Source organism: Sporosarcina siberiensis (genome assembly GCF_042681925.1).
Classification (GTDB): Bacteria; Bacillota; Bacilli; order Bacillales_A; family Planococcaceae; genus Sporosarcina; species Sporosarcina siberiensis.
Genome location: NZ_JBHUGI010000021.1, coordinates 23727 through 43846 on the forward strand (window position 1 = coordinate 23727; position 20120 = coordinate 43846).

The window sequence follows — 20120 nt, forward strand, 5'->3', positions numbered from 1 at the left end:
AGTACACATGAATAGATTCCTATTTACACTTATTTGCAAGATGAATCGCTGAATTTCTTTTTGACGAATTCAATCTTTTCGGAAAGGATGTTTTTATTAATGAGAAAGAAAATATTCGGAGTTCATGATGCTAATACGTTGCGCCAGTTTGAAAATTGTTTGAATACTGGGCAAGTAGCTGGTGGTGTTCTTTGCGCGGATGGTCATTATGGCTATAGTCAGCCTGTCGGTGGAGTGATTGTTTACGATGGTCAAATTGCTCCTTCTGGTGTTGGTTATGATATTGCTTGTGGAAATAAAGCGGTACGAACAAATTTGAAGTGGAAGGATATCGAGAAAAGTCTTCCTCTTTTAATGAATGAAATTGCTTCAACAATTTCGTTTGGTATCGGACGTAAAAATCCGGAAAAAGTGGATCATGAGTTATTTGATGATCCGGATTGGCTCGTTTATCAAGAGATTGGCAAACAGGAGCATGACAAGCTTAAAAAGTTGGCGAAGGATCAGTTGGGAACAGTTGGAGCAGGAAATCATTATGTGGATGTCTTGGTCGAACAAAAGACGGGTACTGTGTGGATAGCCAATCACTTTGGCAGCAGAGGTTTCGGTCATAGAACAGCGAGTGGTTTTTTGAACTTGGCAAATGGACGGAAGTTTTCCGATCGCGCACCAGGAGAAAGCATGGACCAAGCACCTACATTGATAGATTTGAATAGTGAATTGGGAGACTTATACTTCCGTGCTATGGAGATGAGTGGAAAGTTTGCGTATGCTGGAAGAAACTATGTAATGGACAAAGTGTTAGATATTCTTGGTGCAACTTCTGATTTTGAAGTACATAATCACCATAACTATGCGTGGAAAGAGACTCACTTTGGCAAGGAATACACTGTCGTCAGAAAAGGAGCAACCCCTTCAGCCCCAGGACAAATGGGCTTTATTGGAGGAAGTATGGGCGACATTTCTGTAATTGTTCAGGGGAAAGATAATGAAGCGAATGCAGAATCCTTTTATAGTACGGTGCACGGCGCGGGTAGAATAATGAGCCGAACACAAGCGGCGGGAAAGATGAATTGGAAAACTCGTACAAGACGGGGTGGGGAAGTTACTCAGGAACGAATGGACCAAGCCATTTTAGAGTACGGTGTGGAATTACGAGGCGGTGGGACGGACGAGAGTCCATTTGTCTATCGGAAGTTACAAGACGTGCTGGATGCACATGAAGACACGATTGACGTCCTTCATGTATTGAAACCAGTTGGAGTCTGTATGGCGGGTGCAAACGAGTTTGACCCGTATAAAGATTAAAAGTTCCAGGTTTTATTAATTAGATTAAAAATTGGAGAGTGTTTATAATGAAGCTATTTAAATGGATTGGAACAGAAGAGGATGCTCAGCGGATAGTTGAAGAATCAATGAATGAAACAATTATTCGTTTGAAAAATCAAGAAGAGACATTGCTTTTAAAAGAGGCGGAAGATGCTGGATTTGAATATACAGAGGCCTATGAAATACTGGACCGAACGGGAGATTTGCAAGACGGCTTTGCAGTTCTAAATAATGTACCTGTTACTGAAGAAGGCAGGGAGTTATTTGAACAGCGTTTTAGCAATCGCGCTGGATTAATTGAAGAAGAGTCTGGATTTCTAGCGATACGGGTGCTTCGACCACTCAGTTCAGATACGTATGTCATTTTAACGATATGGGAAAATGAAGAATCCTTTACAGGTTGGCAGCAATCACAAGCTTATAATAAAGCGCATGCAAAACGTGGAACGGATAATGGCATTGATAAGCGCCCGAATATATTTGCACGTCCGTCATTTGTGACAAAATATCAATGATTTCTTGAATTACTAGAGTATAGCAATAGCTGCAACCGAAGAAATCATCCGCGCAGCTCAAGAACTACCAATTGAGGATGTTTTAAGCCAACTATAAAATACTAAAGGGGTTGGACATAAATGGAGATTGCTCAATTGCTGAGTTTGACTTTATCGATTATTACAATTGTAAACGTTCTCCTTTTAGCAGGAGTTTTATTCCTTGAAAGAAGAGACGTCGGAAATACGTGGGCATGGATTATGGTTTTAGTATTCCTTCCCATAGTTGGCTTCTTTATATATCTTTTTCTTGGACGGAATCTTAAACAGAAAAACTTTTATCAGCTAACAGAAGAAGAGCAGAATTCTATTGCATCGGAAGTAGAACAACAATTGGTGGCAATGAACGATTCCGAAATCCAAAGTTCAGTGTTGTTAAAGAAAAATGCTGAGTTGATTCGGATGAATCTTAAGTCGGCCTCAGCTTTAATTTCCTATGATAACGACATCGTTATCTTTAGCGATGGGAAAGAAAAGTTTGATGCTTTAGTGGAGGATATCAAGTCTGCGAAGAAAGAGATTAATATCCAGTACTACATTATTCAGCCTGACGCATTAGGGAGAAGAATAAGAGATGCGTTGACTGAAAGAGCAAAAGCGGGTGTCAAGGTACGACTTCTCTATGACGAAGTTGGTTCAAAGAAAACATCTCCCAAGTTTTATGATGAATTGCGTGCAGCTGGTGGAGAAGTTGAAGTTTTCTTTCCATCCCTATTTCGATTAGTTAATTTCAGAGTGAACAATCGGAACCATCGAAAATTGGTTATTATTGATGGAGAAGTTGGATATATCGGGGGCTTTAACGTAGGTGATGAGTATCTAGGTCTTGATAAGAAGTTCGGCTACTGGCGGGATACTCATCTTAGAATAACGGGAAAGGCAGTCAACCATATTCAAATCAAATTTATTCTTGACTGGCATCAAGCTGGAAATAACAAGCCTGGAGAATGGGGAGAGTATTCGTTCCATATTGAGAAGAATACGGGTACTTCTCCAGTTCAAATCGTTTCAAGTGGACCTAACTCTGAAACGGAACACTTAAAAAACATGTACATTAAACTTATTTTGTCTGCCAAAAAGAGTGTGTACATTCAAACTCCCTACTTTATTCCAGATAGAAGTTTTATGGATGCCTGTAAAATTGCGTTACTTTCGGGTGTAGATGTACGTATCATGATTCCAAGTAAGCCGGATCATCCCTTTGTCTATTGGGCTACGTGGGCACATGTTGGGGATTTACTCGATTATGGAGCAGAAATTCTTTTATATGAAAATGGTTTTTTACATGCAAAGACAATCGTTGTAGATGAAGAAGTAGCCTCGGTAGGAACGATGAATATCGATTCTCGAAGTTTCCATTTGAATTTTGAAGTCAATGCAATTATTTACGATGAAAAAGTCGCAAAACAACTTCAGGAATTATTTTTGAAAGACATCGAATTAAGTTCAGAACTTACACCGGAACGCTACGAAGAAAGATCTCTTCTTATTAAATTTAAAGAAGGTATTTCACGACTTCTTTCACCAATATTATAGGTTAGGACAATAGATATAGGACAACCGCATTCTGGAAATAGAAAGGGGTTGTCCTATTTATATTTAAGAGGAGATTTTACAGTTTACAGAGCACAAATCAGTCCGATTGTTAGGGATTATGACCATCAAGAGCACGCTATTTCTTGACTTCGGAAGGTATTTGAACTATAATTCCAATAATTCCGAAAGAGATAGAATCTGTATTTTGGAAAATAAAAAACTGTTTTTATTTTAAAGTAAGTATTTTAAAAGACGGTGATAGTGTCAACAAAATAACTTCTAAAATAAATATAGACGATTGTATTGACGTTTCATTCAAACTTGGTTTTACTAGTAGTAGAACAATATATTGATTTGTGTATAATTGTTATAATTTTCAAAGCATGAGATAGGATTTATAAAATACTTAGGATATGGGTTGGTGAGTTTGATGAAGATATTAGTAACTGAAATGATGTGGAACGACGGAATTGAAAAACTCAAGCAAAAAGGCTATGAGGTAGATTACGATTTGGAATTATCAAGAAAGAGAGAAGAACTTCTTGGTTTATTGCCAAATTACGATGCTGTAATTGTTCGAAATGAAACAAAAGTAGATACAGAGTTTTTAGATGCAGCAAAAAAGGCTCAGGTAATTGGGCGTCTTGGTGTAGGTTTGGACAATATCGATACAAAACAAGCAGCAGAAAGAGGCATTCCAGTTATTTCAGCTAGAAATGCAAACGCAACTTCAGTGGCAGAGTATGTCTTATCTTGTATGTTGGATGCTTCAAGACCAATTAGACAGGCAGATGTAGATGTTAAAAAGGGTAACTGGAACAGAGCGCTCTTTACTGGAACAGAGTTAAATGGTCGTGTACTTGGATTAATTGGAATGGGTGAAATCTCTCACCGAGTGGCTAAAAGAGCACAAGCATTTGGCATGGAAGTGGTAGGATATGATCCATTTGTCGCTCCATTCGATCATGTTGTTCAAGAAACAGGAATCAAACAAGTTCACGAGCTTGGAGAGCTGTTAAAGCACTCGGACTTTATTTCCCTACATATTCCATTAACAAAAGACACAAAACATTTAATTAATAAAGAAGCTTTTTCAATTATGAAACCAGAAGCTTACATTATAAATTCAGCACGAGGCGGCATCGTTTCGGAAGAGGATGTAATTGAAGCTGTGAAAGACAAACAAATTGCTGGAGCATACTTAGATGTACTTGAATCTGAGCCGATTACAGATAGTTCACGCTTTGCCGAATCTGAAAACATTATAATAACTCCGCATATCGCAGGGTCGACAGATGAAGCTCAGTCCCGTACAGCGTTGTTAATTGCCGAAGAAATAGATAAAGTATTAAACGGTCAAAAGTCATTGTGCAGAGTGAATTAATTTCCACTCTTAAATAAAAAAACAGAACCCTCTTCTAGAAATAGAAGTTGGTTCTGTTTTTTTATACTATCTGAATATATTCTACATCTGAGAGCAAACACTTTAATCTCTGTCTCTAGCTCTTTGAGTATCTCTAACGTTCTTTTGAACCGTCACTGCTGCGAATATACTTGGAACAACTAAGAATATTGATTTGCTTAAAAAACAGATTATTACATATACATTACGTTGTAATCAAACCGTAAAATACTGCTCATATCCCTTTTAGTACAAGGGGTTGTAGCTTGAAGTTAATGCCCTGGTATTATTTACCTCAGTAGGTATGCAATTATGTATGTTAAGCTCTGCTGAGAGACAAACTAAGAGTTTACTAGGAGGTTCACATGAAAAAGTATTTGATAACATCAACACTAGCAATTGCAATTGGTTTCAGTTCTTTAGGAGGGGCCCCTTCAGCAATTCAGCCGATAAATGCTTCGGCAGCTACGGTAACTGCTCAAAATAATCAACAAGCGGTTGACGCCAAAGCTGATCAGATTACTAGATTTGCTAAAAGTATAATGGGGAAAGCAACGTACGGTTCTAATTATAGTTTTACTGCTCCATATCAATTTAAATGCGCGTCATTTATGTGGTTTATATTTGATGAAAATGGAGTAGATCTTGGAAGTAAAACAGAAGATAAGATGGTGAAGTTAGGGACGCATGTTCCAAAAAGTCAGCTGAAAAAGGGCGACTTGGTTTTCTTCAAACAGAAAACTACAGGAACAGATCCAGATCACATGGGAATGTACATAGGTGATAATAAAATTATTCATATGGCAGACTCAAGACAAAATATCATCATTTCTGATTTAGATGGAAAGTCGTATTATAAAGATTATTACATGACTGCTCGAAGAGTTTTGCCGTCTTTACTTCCATCAGACACACCCAAGCCAACTACACCGGTGAAAGCACCAGTAGCAAGTGTTACATCAGCTGATAAAGTTGTAGATCTAGCTTCGGATCTCGTTGGTAAAGCGAAATTTGGCTATGTTTATGATGAGAAGACGTTAACATTTACAGGAGCTGGTTTTACACATTACATCTACGGGAAACAAGGCGTAGATTTAAAGTTTAAACTGGCAAGTCGTCAGGCACAATTGGGCAAAGCCGTCCAAAAGGCTAACTTGCAAAAGGGTGACCTTCTTTTCTTCTCTACAAATAATGGCGGTTCTAAAATTACACAAACAGGAGTTTTTATTGGTGGAAATCAATATATTTCGCTCTCTACTAACGGGAGTGTAGTGAAAGTAAGCCTCGACTCGGCTTGGTCAAAGAAAAACTATGTTACAGCCCGACGTGTTCTTTAAATTCCTATTAGGAAGGTTTTTCAATCAAAAATAACATATTTAAGAAGCATTAGTTGCCATAAAGCAGCTAATGCTTCTTTTTCCGTACAACCAATTTTCAAGTTACCTAGTAGCGACGATGCAAAATAGCTTCTAAATTGGATTTCTAAGTATTCTTATTAACTGTAGTATGTTTGAGTCTTGAAGTGAAGGCTTATACACAAGTAATTGCTCATATTCAACATAGTATATAGTTAGCAACCGAATTGGAGGAATCAATGAATGAAGCCAATATCAGTGAAAAATATCCGCCAATGTGTGAATGGACAATTAATGCAAGGGTCTGATGACTTCTTAGTTAACGATATTATTTACCATTATGATAAGATAGGGCCGAATAAATTACTTTTCTTAAAACGGAGATTGCAAATTGATTGGGAGAAAATCGCAAAGTCAGTTCCTTGCGTCATCGTAACGGATAAAGCATATGATGGATTAAAAAGTATTGATAAATGTACAGTTATCATGGTTCAAGACATCGAACAGGCATTTTGGGGGTTCGTTAAATTTTATCGAAACCAATTTTCTATTCCCGTTGTTTCTGTAACAGGGACAAGCGGAAAAACGACAACTAAAGATATGATTAAACATATGCTTAGTTTCAATCGTATCGTTACTAGTACCAAAAAATCAGCAAATTCAAGGAAAAATCATCTGACCTATCTACTTTCCATTGAAAAAAACACAGATGCTGCCGTGTTTGAATCGGCAGTAGGGAGTCCAGGGGATGTGCTACTCGCTTCACGGTACTTTAAGCCAACGATTGGTATTATTACGAATATAGGCATTACCCATCTTGATGGATGCAAAACACCGGAAGCTTATCATCAAGCAAAAGCGGAAATGGTTCAAGCTGTAGGGGAAAAAGGCACTCTCATTATTAATGCTGACGATGAGAATACAAAAAAAGTTGGATTAAAGGATTTTCAAGGAAAGGTGCTGACTTTTGGTATAACTCATAGTGCTGACTTTAGAGCAACTAATGTTCAATACGGTTCTAACGGAATGCAGTTTGTACTGATATTCAGAAAAAAAACATATCCCGCTTTTGTCCCCGGTTATGGGCAGCATCAAGTTCTAAATGCACTGGCTGCCTTTGCAGCAGTATATGAAATGGGAATTAGCATAGAAGAAGTAGTGAAACGGATAGAGTCTTTTCGCAACTTACCTTCTCACCTTCAATGTAGCGTAGGAATGGGAAAGTGTATCATTGTCGATGATACTTGGAATTCAAATCCTATTTCTTTAAAGGCTGCATTTCAGGCATTGAATGGGATATCACGAGGGAGAAAAAGGATTGCCCTTATAGGCGATATTAATGCTTTAGGTGAACTAAGCCTTGATCTTCATCGTCAAGTCGGTAAGATGATTGCGGAAAATGGTGTAGACGTATTGATTACAGTCGGTTCTTTGGCAGCCGAGATGGGAAAACAAGCCCAAAAGGACGGACTAAATGGTGAAGTCTACTATTTTCCTGACATCAGTGGTGTGTATGTATTATTAGAGCAGATATTGGATGAGAATAGTATATTACTTATCAAATGTTCTGCAAAGAATGATTCTATTATTAAGCTAAAAACCAGGTTAAAGCATAGCAGGCTTAACTGAGTTGCTATCTTGATTCCTATAAAGAGACCAGTCCTCCAACGTGATAATACGATGGGGACTGATTCATTAGATCGTTACATATAACGGACTCTTTCGGTCAAAATTCTTGACTATGGCTAAACATACTTATGCATGAATTGCGTTCACCAATAGGCGGAATAAATAATCAGGCTGAGCCCTATGACAAATTTCTAGGCCTATTAAAATCACATCCAGATTTTTATCTTTGATGATTACGGGTAGTCCTTTAGCTTTATTGAAATCCGGCCAATATCCAGCTATAACTGATGGGGTTGATGATGAAAAACTTGCTAACACCTCCATATTATCTGTATTTGTATACCATACAGGACGATAAACAAAACCAGTATTCTTTTGCGAATAGCCATTAGTGATTGGATTTTGATGATAATCAACTTGGACAATTGCATTATCATTCCAACCGCTAATATTAATAGTTAAATTTGTTAACTTCAGCATTTTTCGGGCTACTTTTGATGGACCAGCACCTATTGCAATAAACCTTCCTCCATTACTAAGGAAATGGCTTATTGTGTCCCTACACGCATTATATTCGTTATTCGAGGCAAGTACATATTGTTTATAGGGATCTTTCAATTGGCTTTTTAGAAGGAATAAATGCTCAAAACCATTATATATTAGAACATCTAACATCATTAATGTTTTCTTGTTCGTTAATTCCCGTGGATGAATTTCCTTCACTTGGTATCCGAGTTTTAATAAACTCATTTTTAGCCCGGCATGGGATTGTTTATAAAATAGCCCACCATCGTAAATAATACCAATCTTTTTCGTTCTCCAGACTTTTGAACTTTGTATCGCTTGATTGTCAACAGAATTAGCGGAAATCCCAGCAGCTTTAATCATACTTCTAATCCAATCTTTACCTTCATCGTCAATTATAATGTTTCCAGAATTAGATTGGTATATCTTAACGTCATTTAATAGTAGTTTTTGTATAAGGCGAAGACTTTCCATAGAAAATGGGTTTATTTCATATGGACCCGTTTTAGAAATTTGTGATTGATTACTAACATTAAATACTTTTTTTGTTTGAATGGCTATCGGCGATGAAGTCGCAATACTTTCTACTCCCCACAAAAGCGGTAAACACCATACACATAAATCTGTCATCTTTAAAGGGAAATCCTTGTCGCCTTTGAAAAGCAATGTATTTGCAAGAATAGCTTTCGCTTGATTCATGTATATGATATAGGACCCTTTAGGAACAAGTTGATCATCAACTATTATCTTCTTTAAGGTGATGTCTACATCTACTCCATTATAAAGTAAATGTTCAACAAGCTTATTCATCGCGTTACAGTCATGGTCAGGTTTAGGGAAAATATAGGCAGAGGGGAAGAAGTTTTTCGGGTGATTTGGATGTGATTTATTAATCCCGCGCTGAAGAAAAGTATGATAGTCGTATAGAATTTTTTTACGTCTATTCTTCAGATAATGACAAGCCCCTAATATTGCATTTACCATCCATCGGATTCCATCATTTCCCCTTGTAGGTGCCTCTATCGTAATCCCGATTGCACCATGCAACATGGAATACATCGCTGTACTCGTGGGAGAGTAATCATCCCAACCTTTTGATAAATCTCTATAAGGGATACAGACACCTTTTATATCTTTATAATATTTTGATGTAAAATAGTCTTTTTTCTTTTGTATAAACTTTTCCATTCCTTTTGCCATTGGAAGAGCCCATTTAATATATAAATCATACTCATAATTTGGGTTATGTGGGACGGTGCACGGTTCGATTAGACCAATATTATCTTTATCTGTACTAATGTAACCATGAAGATCGAAAAGTATGATTGGGTTACATGTTTTTATGAGTTTAACAATAGCTTGTGTTTCTGGTTGTGTTTGAAAAATGAAATCTCTGTTTAAGTCAAATCCATTTTTGTTACATCTTGTACCATCATCAAGTCCATCAGGATTAGCACAAACAACACAAAGGAAAATAAAACGTTCAAGTAATTCTTGCACCTCAGCTTTTTCAATCGAAATGAGATAGTTAACGAGGTCTAAAACTGCTTGAGTTCCAACTGTTTCATGACCATGAATGGATGCATTTATGACAATAGGGATTTTTCTTTCGCTCATAGAACTAGTACTAAATGGTTTTTTGTTGTTCTTCAGCTCCTCGTACTGATCTTTGCAATAGGAGATTCCATATTTCCTTGGATCCTCGCTAATAACAGCGCATAAGATATCTTTGCCTTGTACTGATTTCCCGATGGCTTCCACATGAACATTCGGGTTGTTTAAATTGTTGAAGAAATTAATGATTTGATCATATGCGAGAGATTGTTGACTCATTTCTTATTCCTCCTCAATTATTAAGCATAAATAACACGGGGATTGATTGGGGGAGAGGGTGGAGCGGGTATTCGCTTAATTCCTTTTGACCTTCAAAGGTCTATATGAAGGCATCCTTTATTTAAAGAAAAAGTTGCGCTTATTGTTGGAATCCAGCAAGGTATTTGGCATATCGAAACGGTGAAGTGACTACTTTCTTATATAGTGCGGGATCGTCTATACGAAGGGGAAAGCGATGGTACGTATCTAGTGAATTCGCTTCTAGAATCCATACCTTCCCTTTGTGATCCACCATGAGGTCAATCCCAAGGTTTCCATAATTGCCAAATTGATCAAATACATGACACATTCGAGAGGATATCTTTTTCAACACCTTTATTTTCTTTTGGGCTTTTTTATCACTCATTTGGAATGTAGACGAAAAGTATCCATTCCGGAGTGAATAAAGCCATTCTGTGAAAAGTTTGTAATAATATTTCCTTTTTGTCCGAACTTCCCAAATATGCCTGTACAATTCCATTGGTTATTTTCGTCTTTTTGCATGATGACTCGAAAATCTATAGGTCGGCCTTCATGCCTTTTTGTTATGATGGCCTTTTGGACAATGTATTCTTTATTTTTAAGCTTAAATAACCACTTCTCAATAGATTTACTGTTTTCCATAAACCTTTCAATATCAATTGTGTTCTATGCGCATATATAGATTAGTCCCTGAATACTCGCGTAATCAGAAAAATACTCGTGGTAATTATTCATGTTTGATAATGTCATTTCATTTAATTGAGAAAATACAATCAAGGCAATAACAGGGCCAAGTCTAAGGGTGTTGTCGGTTCTGTTCAACTCGTAGGGAAGCGTTTCAGGAATGGTGAATCTGTTCTTCCACTGTTCAGGTAACCCGATCATATCTTCTGGGATATCAGTACTTATTATAACTTGTACTTGTTGTTTCCAAGAGCCAAATTCAAATGTCATAATGCTTGTGGTTATTCCATTGTCTATTGCTGATTTAAGAGTCAGATAAACTTGATTTGTCGAACCCGTTATCCATTTTATTTGTATTTTAAATCAATCCTTCAATTTAGATTCTAACTATAGTCTATGTCGTTTTGATTGAAATGCTTGTGTTGTTGATGTAAGAAATGCAAATCATGTCGAATGAACAAACGAAATGTAGAACTCCTACATAGCATAGATAGATACTAAAAAACGCTATAGGTAGGGGGTGATGAACGAGATGAAAAATCACTCTCAAGAGATTATGCTTGGGGATTAGAGTTTTAATCAGATAGATATTGAGGATAAAGAGATGTATACAAAATATATAAAAGACACGGAATATCCTACCGATTTATGGTCATCTAACTTTGATTATCTTTGGGCTGTCTCCAATCCTAGTTAGGTACTTATTTTATGGAAAGTCATCGATAAAATACTATTCACCTTTAAACTTATAAAAAAACAAACTCTTCAATTAGCCTTTCTCCCATTTGGTCGAGGAAACTCTAATAAAATTGTAGAAGGTTTATTACAGTGCATGACTTTTTGTCAACAATGGAACGAAAAAGTAGGTGGGACAACTAGGTTAAGAGTCGCTACTAAGCAGCAACTGGCCTATTTAGAAAAACCCCCTTTATATAGTGGATTATCGGAATTTCTAAATGTCGAATTCGTCCGTGAAATTCATAAATTGAATTCCAATGTAAAGATGATAAATTTAGGAATTGAAAGTGGGATAAAAAGCGGACAACGTGGGTATAAGGATAAGTTTAGGCCCGTATTCATTTCAGGAAGATACCAAATATTTCCGAAATAACAATACTGAATCTATTTAGTTGAGCTATGCGAACCTTTCTTGATTTAATCATAGGAAGGTTCTTTTTTATGGAGTTGTTGATGTAAAGCAGTCAGCATTGACACATAGTGGATTGCCCCTTATTATACTAATAGACCAGTTGTTATAATATCGAGAGGTGTTTTTAGTAATGAATGAAAAAGTAAAGCCGAAAGACGTTCTAATTGAGACGGCATCACGCCTTTTTAGAGTACGCGGATATTGTGGAGTGGGCCTGAATGACATAATTGAAGAGAGTGGGGTCCCCAAGGGCTCGTTGTATTATTACTTTCCAGAAGGCAAAGAACAATTGGCGATTGAAGCGATTAATCATACGAAAAAACTTGTTATGGAGGAAATTCAAACCGTTTTTGGTGGTATTTCTAATCCAATAGATGCTTTTCAAGCTCATGTGTATGAGTTATCCAAGATGTTTGGGGAAGGCGGTAATCCGGTTGGGTCTCCGATTGGAACAATTGCTGGAGAAAAACATTCCACGAGCGAACCGATCCGATTGGCGTGTGAATCTGCTTTTAAGGATTGGCAATCTATTTATACTGAGAAATTTCTTGAAGCAGACTATACTAGGCAACAATCCATAAGTTTAGCCATCGTTTTTCATGCGCTGATTGAAGGCGGTATACTTTTAGCTTTAACTATGAAAAGCGGTAAACCACTTGAAGCGATAGCAGAACAAATTCCATTATTACTTATTAAAAAGTAAATCACATATCGTATCAACAAAGGTCGATTCAGTTAATCAACGGAGGGAACTTTAATGTCTACAATTGCAAATGAACAAAATCACAGAGTTATAAAATCGACCCCAATCTTAATATCCTTTTTAATAGCAGGATTCATCGGATTATTTAGCGAAACTGCTTTAAATATGGCACTTGGCAGTTTAATGAATGAATTGAATGTTGTTTCTTCGACGGTGCAGTGGTTAACGACAGGTTACTTACTGACTATGGGGATACTAATTCCTGTTTCCGCACTATTAATACAATGGTTTAGTACTCGGCAATTATTCGTTGCTTCGTTACTCTTTTCAATCATTGGAGCGATAGTCGCCGGTATGGCACCCATTTTCGGTGTATTACTCCTAGGTCGTGTCATTCAGGCAATCGGAACCGGCTTATTGATACCACTTATGTTCAACACAGTATTGATAATTTTCCCTATTAATAAAAGAGGTACAATTATGGGGTTAATGGGGCTTGTCATGATGGCAGCACCGGCTATTGGACCTGCCGCTGCGGGTTTAATCATTGAAAAATTGAGTTGGAATTGGATTTTTTGGATGACCATTCCGTTTCTTGTTTTTGCATTAGTATACGGACTGGCTTTTATGCAGAACGTTTCGGTTCTGACAAAACCTAAAATAGATGTGTTTTCAATCTTTCTATCGACTGTTGGGTTTGGTGGAATTGTGTACGGTTTTAGTGTCGCAGGAGACAAAGGATGGGGAAGTTCACTCGTAATTAGTACAATTATAATTGGTCTACTTTCTCTTCTCATATTTTCGTTAAGACAGCTGAAACTCGATAAGCCAATGTTAGATTTACGTACTTTTAAATATCCAATGTATACGTTAGGTGTATTTAGTGTATTTGTCACATTCATGATTATTTTATCATCAATGATTCTATTGCCTTTATATCTACAAACTGGACTCGGACTAACTGCTCTTACTGCTGGTCTTGTACTCATTCCAGGAGGTGTATTAAATGGTATCATGTCACCAATCGTGGGGCGTGTATTTGATATGTATGGTCCCAAATGGCTAATTACACCTGGTTTTATCATTATGATCATTATGTTATGGAATCTATCGAATGTAACAACTGAAACTTCTATTCCAATGATGATCTTTTTGCATTCATGTCTCATGATTGGCGTGTCATTAGTCATGATGCCTGCGCAGACAAATGGTTTGAATGAGCTACCCAGAAATCTGTATCCAGACGGAACTGCCTTGTTAAACACATTACAGCAAGTATCTGGTGCAATTGGAACAGCTGTCGCAATTACAATCATGTCTGCTTCTCAAAACAATTTCTTGAAGAACGTTGCGGATCCATCAGATCCATCTGTAGCAAGTACTTCATTAACGGCTGGTATACAAACGGCTTTCATATTGGGAATTGTACTTGCGATTAGCGGGTTAATTATGTCATTTTTTATAAAATCATCAAGAGAGATTTAAAATAGTAGCAAAAAACTTCCACTCTTTAGTAAAGGGTGGAAGTTTTTTATAGCGTAATTATGTGTTTTATAAATAGAATTGGTATTTGTGGTGCTCATAGCTGAAATATTCATCTTATATTCAGCATTTATTTTACTTGTTTAATCTGTCGAAGTATACTGAGTAGAAAGATTATAAGAGTAGCCGAGTTTCTATTAGGCATAGCCGTGAGGACATAATCATTTCATGTTATAAAGTTGAAATTTGGAGGAAAAAATTGAAACCATATAAAGCTGATTTATTGCTCGTTATAGTTACACTCTGCTGGGGATCGTCTTATCTTTTTATGAAAATGGGGCTTGATTCAATCTCGGAGTTTAATTTAATTGCTCTTCGATTTGGATTTGCTTTTATTCTTGCGGGGGCAATCTTTTATCGACGATTGCTGAAAATGAACTTACAAACCTTGAAGTATTCAATGCTGCTTGGTTTTATTTTATTCGTTGTGTTTACGGCAATCACCTTTGGGTTGAAAACAACTACAACTTCCAACATGGGTTTTTTAATCAGTTTAACTGTAATTTTTGTACCGTTAATTAATACCGTTGTCTTTAAACAGAGATTAGAAAGAAAACTCCTTGTGAGCATTCTACTCGCAATCGTCGGAATTTCATTTCTAACCCTGAAATTTCCTTTTGAAATAACAATGGGAGATCTACTATGTATATTCGCGGCATTCTCTTACGCCATTCATATTATTGTGGCGGGCTTTGTAACAAAAAAAGTAGATACGTTAAGTCTTGGGATTACGCAGCTGGGCTTTGCGGCTCTTTTTGGTTTGATATTTTCCTTTATCTTCGAAACCCCTGCATTTCCGAACTCTACAGAAAGTTGGATAGCGATTCTAGTTCTTAGCATTTTCTGCAGTGGCGTGGGATTCATCCTACAAATCGTTGCACAGAAATATACCACTCCCGTTCGAACGGGACTTATTTTCACATTAGAGCCCGTTTTTGCAGCTATATTAGGCGTTATTTTTCTACAAGAAGTCATTTCCTCTACAGGATATATTGGTGCAGTTCTACTGCTTCTCAGCATCGTTTTATCCTCTGTACAAATTAAGCGAACAACATTAAGGTCACGTACAACGATGTCGTAGAGTTGAGAATCAGAGATTTATACAACAACAACAACAACGTTACTTTACTATGTTTATAAAAAGTCTCACTCATTTGGGTACATCCAACTGAGTGAGACTTTTTGCTTTGAGTGGCCTCTATTTTTTCAGTTATGCGTGTAACCATAATAGTGGCAATGTATTCATATACTTAAGGTAGTGGCATGGGATAGATAATCTTATTCCTTACTGTGGTTTAAGTGAAGACACCAGAAGGGGAAGGGGATTTTTTTGATTGAAAAAGCGCTTTTGACGATAATTATATTGAGGATTTTTTCAGGAAGTGTAGATATCACAGCAGCACTGTTGATGTACCGATTTAATGATTTAGAAAAAGCTTTTTATATCAATACTTTACTGGCTCTGGTGGGCCCTGTTGTGTTAATTATTACAACGGGAGTTGCGCTATTAGGATTGGCAGAAAAGATATCTATCATCCGTATGGTTTTTCTTTTTTCTGGGATTATCCTCATCTTAATTAGTCTGAAGATGGAATAATACTATTGTTTTAAAGTCCATTAACTTCGAAAATAAATCCAAAGAATGTGTAACCATTCGGTCAGATTGCCCGAAGAGTTTGATATTCATTTCTTATTACGAGCCTTTAAAAGTATTACAAGTACAAAGGAGATGAGTAGGAAAAAAGTAATTAACGCAATAACACCTTCCCAACCAAACTTGGACCAAAGAAACCCTCCTGCAGTTCCACCGACACTTGATCCGAAATAATAGAAAAACAAATATAAGGAAGAAGCTTGTGCTCGATCGTGTTTGGCGCGATAACTTACCCAGCTACTTGCAATAGAATGGGCTCCAAAAAAGCCGAATGTTAGAATGGTAATTCCGATAATTTTGAGAAACAATATGCTATTTAGTGTAATAAGAGAACCGATAAGCATAAGAGCAATTCCTGAAAGCAATATCCTTTGACGTCCGTGCTTATTTGCCAAGTTACCAAACCATGTCGAACTAACAGTGCCGACTAAATATACGATGAAAATCCCACCAACAATTGTTGTACTTAAGGAATAAGGAGGGGCGAGTAATTTAAAGCCAATATAGTTATACAGCGTAACAAAGCTCGCCATCAAGAGAAAACCGATTCCGTACAACTTAAGCAAAGTAGTGTCTTTTAAATGTGAAAAAAGTGAACTTGTTAAAGAGCCGAGCTGTAGTTTTTGTGGCTTAAAATGTTTGGACTGTGGCAGTGCTGTAACGAAATATATGCTGATTAGTAAACTCAGTACTCCGATGCAAATCATTCCAACTTGCCAATTGAAAAGGTCCGTTAAAGTTCCCATAATAATACGACCGGCAAGTCCACCCACGGAGTTTCCACTAATATAGAGTCCCATTGCCATTCCAAGGTCTCTTGAATTCATTTCTTCACCCAGGTAGGCCATTGCAATTGCTGGAAGACCCGCAAATGCTACGCCTTGTATAATTCGTAATACGAGCAACACTTCAAATGTGGGTGAAAATGCAATAGCCAAAGTTAATATAGAAGCTGTGAAGATAGAAATCGTCATCATACGTTTACGTCCCCATGCTTCTGAAAGAGAACCGACAATAACAAGACTTACCGCTAAGGAAAACGTTGTAAGTGATAAGGATAAACTTGCAAATGCAGGGGATACATCAAACTCTTTAGAAAATAAAGGGAGAATTGGCTGTGTAATATATAAATTCATAAATGTAATAAATCCAGCTGCAAATAATGCCCAGTTCGTGCGACTAAATTCGGGCGTGCCTCTTTGAATATAGTTCATCTCCACGTCTCCTAAACGAAACAATAGTGCACAGAATATGTACTTGAATATGTCGTCCATTATATATAGTAAGGGTTAAAAGAGCAATGCCTATTAAGCATTCAGAAAACGATACTGTTTGTATGAACTGCGAGAATTTGGTATATTATAAGTAATATAAAATCTTTGATGTGGCCGAGTAAATAAGAAATGTGAAACAGAGAGTATAGCGAATTGCTGAAAGCTATATCACCACTCCTTATTGAAACCTTCCACTGAGGCGTTATGACAACATAACCGAATCGTTTTCGTTACAAAACGTATTAGAGGGCTTAATTTTATTTGAGCTGAACTAAGGTGGTACCACGTCCATATAACACAAAGACGTCCTTATATTAGGGCATCTTTGTGTTTTTTTATTATAAGGAGGAAAAAACAATGACAAATCTACAAAAGAGTGACTTTTCAAAATGGTATATTGATACAATTCAAAAAGCAGATTTAATGGATTATACACCAGTTCGGGGTTGTATTGCTTTTAAACCGGACGGCTATGAAATTTGGGAACACATTCAAGATGAAATGAATAAACGCTTTAAAGAAACAGGCCATCGTAATGCATACTTCCCGATGCTCATTCCTGAGTCTTTTTTTCAAAAAGAGAAAGATCACATCGAAGGGTTTGCACCAGAGCTTCCTTGGGTTACGGAGGCGGCAGGTGAAAAGTTAGAAGAGCGTCTCGCACTGCGCCCTACTTCGGAAACAATGATCGGTCACTTATATTCGGATTGGATAAAGAGTTACCGTGACCTTCCAGTGTTAATTAACCAATGGGCGAACGTATTTCGCTGGGAAAAGAAAACATTACCCTTCATTCGTACGTCTGAATTTTTATGGCAGGAAGGGCATACTGCTCACGTAGATGAAGAAGAAGCACGTGCTGAAACGATGCAAATGCTCAATATTTATAAAGAAGTGGTAGAAGATCTTTTAGCAATTCCGGTATACGATGGCCAAAAAACACCATCGGAACGTTTTGCAGGGGCTATAGATACGTATTCAATCGAGGCAATGATGAAAGATGGAAAAGCTGTTCAAGCTGGAACATCACATTACTTAGGGACAAAGTTTGCAAACGCTTTTGATATAAAATATTTAAATAAAGAAAACAAACATGAATTTGTGCATACGACTTCATGGGGAACGTCTACAAGGTTGATCGGTTCTGTCATTATGGTACATGGTGATGAGCAAGGACTTGTATTACCTCCGAGAGTTGCCGCAACTCAGGTTGTGCTCATTCCGGTTGGTCCGTGGAAAAAGAATCCTGCAATTATGGAAAAGTTGGATGAAATCTTTGCTTCATTGAAAGAAAAAGGGGTTCGTGTACGTTTGGATGATTCCGACCAATCCCCAGGATACAAATTCAATGAATGGGAACTAAAAGGCGTTCCGGTACGTGTGGAATTAGGGCCACGTGACTTGGAAAAAGATCAAGCACTTATAAAAGCGCGCGATGAAGGCGAAAAAGAAGCAGTGGAGCTTTCAGGGCTTGTCGCTAGAATTGAAGAAGAATTAGTGACGATGCAAGCTCGCTTGCTTACAAAAGCTCGGGCATTCCGTGAAACACATTCTCATACACATATCGATTCACTTGAACAATTATCGAAACATATTACGGATTCTGCAGATAGCGAAGAAATCCCTGGATGGGTTCTCGCGGGTTGGTGTGGAGATGATGCCTGTGAAGAAAACGTGAAAGAAACTACCAAATTCACAACGCGCAACATCCCATTCAACCCACCAGCAACGAAGTCCGCATGCATTAATTGTGGAAATGAATCCAAACATACCGTGTGGTTTGCAAGGGCTTATTAATTGTTAAAGGGTGCTCATTCCTGAGGAATTGCATCTGGAAATCAATTATGGTATGCTTATGGAACGCCAAAAAACTAGTGAGTGATAATTATGAGTGCATTTATAAATTTACGTAAACATAATATGAAAACCCAAAAACCCTTGACTGGAATCAGTCGAGGGTTTTTGTTGCCTGAGGGAAAGAATAAATTTGGAGGTGGAGTGTTATGAGTAAGGAAATTAAGCCAAATGCTTCAATAATAGCTGTCTGGATTAGTTTAATTAGCAATATACTACTCACCATCCTAAAAATTACTGTTGGGACTCTTTTTAACAGTCCGGTATTGCTTGCCGATGGTTTTCATAATGCGGGAGATGTTGTGGCATCTGCTGCAGCGCTCACATCCATGCGCATTTCCAAACGTCCGGCAGATGAAAATCATCCATATGGACATGGTAAGGCAGAAGTGGTCGGTTCGGGTATTGTGGCAATTATTTTGGCATTGGCCGCAATTTACATTGCTTTTGAGGCTGTATCTGCGATTTTTGAAGAGCCCGCGAAAGCCAGTTTTCTAGCATTACTCACCGCAATTCTCTCGCTAGTGTGGAAGCAAGCTTTATACATATATACAATAAGAATAGGAAAATTGACGAATAGTAAAGGGTTGATTGCGACTGCATATGATCATCTTGCGGATGTATATGCATCGCTCGCGGCAGTTATTGGTATTGGTCTCGCGCTTTTAGGGGATGCTTTCGAGATTCCATTTCTTTCGTACGGAGATCCAATTGCTGGTTTTATAGTCTCCATATTGGTATTTAGACTTGCTTACCAAATCGGGATTGAAGCGCTTGATACTCTTATGGAAAAAAGCGTTAGTACGGAGAAGTTGGAGGACTTTTCCTTATTAATTTTATCGATTCCAGAGGTGAAACGAATTGATCGGTTGCGTGCAAGAGAGCACGGACATTATATATTGGTGGACCTGCGAGTGGCGATTCTAGGTGATTTAACAATTCAAGAAGGGCATGACATATTACGAGAAATTAAGAGAGTAATTATGGAAAAGCATTCTGATGTAGATGAAGTACTCGTTCATTTAAATCCTTGGTATGAGATAGAGGAACAAAACTCGGAAATAGTCAAGTAAGA

The 20120-nt window shown here is 37.5% G+C and carries 14 protein-coding genes, 1 pseudogene and 1 other annotated feature; of the genes and pseudogenes, 12 read left to right on the top strand and 3 right to left on the bottom strand.

Features of this window, described 5'->3' with window-relative positions:
• Positions 1-99 precede the first annotated feature (99 nt).
• The 6 genes from ACFSFY_RS07500 to ACFSFY_RS07525 all read left to right on the top strand — a co-directional run bounded on the left by ACFSFY_RS07500 (position 100) and on the right by ACFSFY_RS07525 (position 7805).
• The gene (locus tag ACFSFY_RS07500) at positions 100-1308 is read left to right on the top strand and encodes an RtcB family protein (RefSeq protein ID WP_381536767.1); all 1209 of its coding nucleotides are present in this window, start codon (positions 100-102) and stop codon (positions 1306-1308) included.
• Between the two features lie 47 nt (positions 1309-1355).
• Positions 1356-1844 carry an antibiotic biosynthesis monooxygenase family protein gene (locus ACFSFY_RS07505; protein ID WP_381536770.1) on the top strand — a complete coding sequence of 163 codons (489 nt, stop codon included), beginning with the start codon at positions 1356-1358 and terminating at the stop codon, positions 1842-1844.
• 120 nt (positions 1845-1964) lie between these two features.
• Positions 1965-3419: a cardiolipin synthase gene (gene cls, locus ACFSFY_RS07510; protein ID WP_381536772.1), complete on the top strand. Its 1455-nt coding sequence runs from the start codon at positions 1965-1967 to the stop codon at positions 3417-3419.
• A gap of 430 nt (positions 3420-3849) precedes the next feature.
• The gene (locus ACFSFY_RS07515; protein ID WP_381536920.1) at positions 3850-4803 is read left to right on the top strand and encodes a hydroxyacid dehydrogenase; all 954 of its coding nucleotides are present in this window, start codon (positions 3850-3852) and stop codon (positions 4801-4803) included.
• Positions 4804-5186: 383 nt separating this feature from the next.
• On the top strand, positions 5187-6158 hold the full coding sequence (locus ACFSFY_RS07520; RefSeq protein ID WP_381536774.1) for a C40 family peptidase: 972 nt from the start codon (positions 5187-5189) through the stop codon (positions 6156-6158).
• 261 nt (positions 6159-6419) lie between these two features.
• Positions 6420-7805 (top strand): Mur ligase family protein, encoded by a 1386-nt coding sequence (locus ACFSFY_RS07525; protein WP_381536776.1) that lies wholly within the window; start codon positions 6420-6422, stop codon positions 7803-7805.
• Positions 7806-7931: 126 nt separating this feature from the next.
• Here the strand turns inward: ACFSFY_RS07525 and ACFSFY_RS07530 are convergent, their stop codons facing one another.
• Together ACFSFY_RS07530 and ACFSFY_RS07535 are read right to left on the bottom strand one after the other, a co-directional pair.
• On the bottom strand, positions 7932-10163 hold the full coding sequence (locus ACFSFY_RS07530) for a M14 family zinc carboxypeptidase (protein ID WP_381536778.1): 2232 nt from the start codon (positions 10161-10163) through the stop codon (positions 7932-7934).
• 139 nt (positions 10164-10302) lie between these two features.
• Positions 10303-10826, bottom strand: a pseudogene (locus tag ACFSFY_RS07535) (YheC/YheD family protein).
• A gap of 1322 nt (positions 10827-12148) precedes the next feature.
• Here ACFSFY_RS07535 and ACFSFY_RS07540 point away from each other — a divergent pair.
• The 4 genes from ACFSFY_RS07540 to ACFSFY_RS07555 all read left to right on the top strand — a co-directional run bounded on the left by ACFSFY_RS07540 (position 12149) and on the right by ACFSFY_RS07555 (position 15860).
• A complete protein-coding gene (locus tag ACFSFY_RS07540) occupies positions 12149-12721 on the top strand; it encodes a TetR/AcrR family transcriptional regulator (protein ID WP_381536780.1) in 573 nt (190 codons plus the stop codon).
• Positions 12722-12775: 54 nt separating this feature from the next.
• The gene (locus ACFSFY_RS07545) at positions 12776-14206 is read left to right on the top strand and encodes a DHA2 family efflux MFS transporter permease subunit (RefSeq protein WP_381536782.1); all 1431 of its coding nucleotides are present in this window, start codon (positions 12776-12778) and stop codon (positions 14204-14206) included.
• A 256-nt stretch (positions 14207-14462) separates the two neighbouring features.
• A complete protein-coding gene (locus ACFSFY_RS07550) occupies positions 14463-15344 on the top strand; it encodes a DMT family transporter (protein WP_381536784.1) in 882 nt (293 codons plus the stop codon).
• A gap of 249 nt (positions 15345-15593) precedes the next feature.
• On the top strand, positions 15594-15860 hold the full coding sequence (locus ACFSFY_RS07555; RefSeq protein WP_381536786.1) for a YqhV family protein: 267 nt from the start codon (positions 15594-15596) through the stop codon (positions 15858-15860).
• 86 nt (positions 15861-15946) lie between these two features.
• On the opposite strand, the gene ACFSFY_RS07560 is transcribed toward ACFSFY_RS07555, so the two are convergent.
• Positions 15947-17131: an MFS transporter gene (locus ACFSFY_RS07560; RefSeq protein ID WP_381536789.1), complete on the bottom strand. Its 1185-nt coding sequence runs from the start codon at positions 17129-17131 to the stop codon at positions 15947-15949.
• Positions 17132-17287: 156 nt separating this feature from the next.
• Positions 17288-17505 (top strand) — a binding site (T-box leader).
• A 43-nt stretch (positions 17506-17548) separates the two neighbouring features.
• Between ACFSFY_RS07560 and proS the strand changes: the two genes are divergently transcribed.
• Complete coding sequence (proS, locus tag ACFSFY_RS07565) at positions 17549-18988, top strand: proline--tRNA ligase (RefSeq protein ID WP_381536790.1); 1440 nt, start codon at positions 17549-17551, stop codon at positions 18986-18988.
• A 206-nt stretch (positions 18989-19194) separates the two neighbouring features.
• A complete protein-coding gene (locus tag ACFSFY_RS07570) occupies positions 19195-20118 on the top strand; it encodes a cation diffusion facilitator family transporter (RefSeq protein ID WP_381536792.1) in 924 nt (307 codons plus the stop codon).
• Positions 20119-20120: the final 2 nt, after the last annotated feature.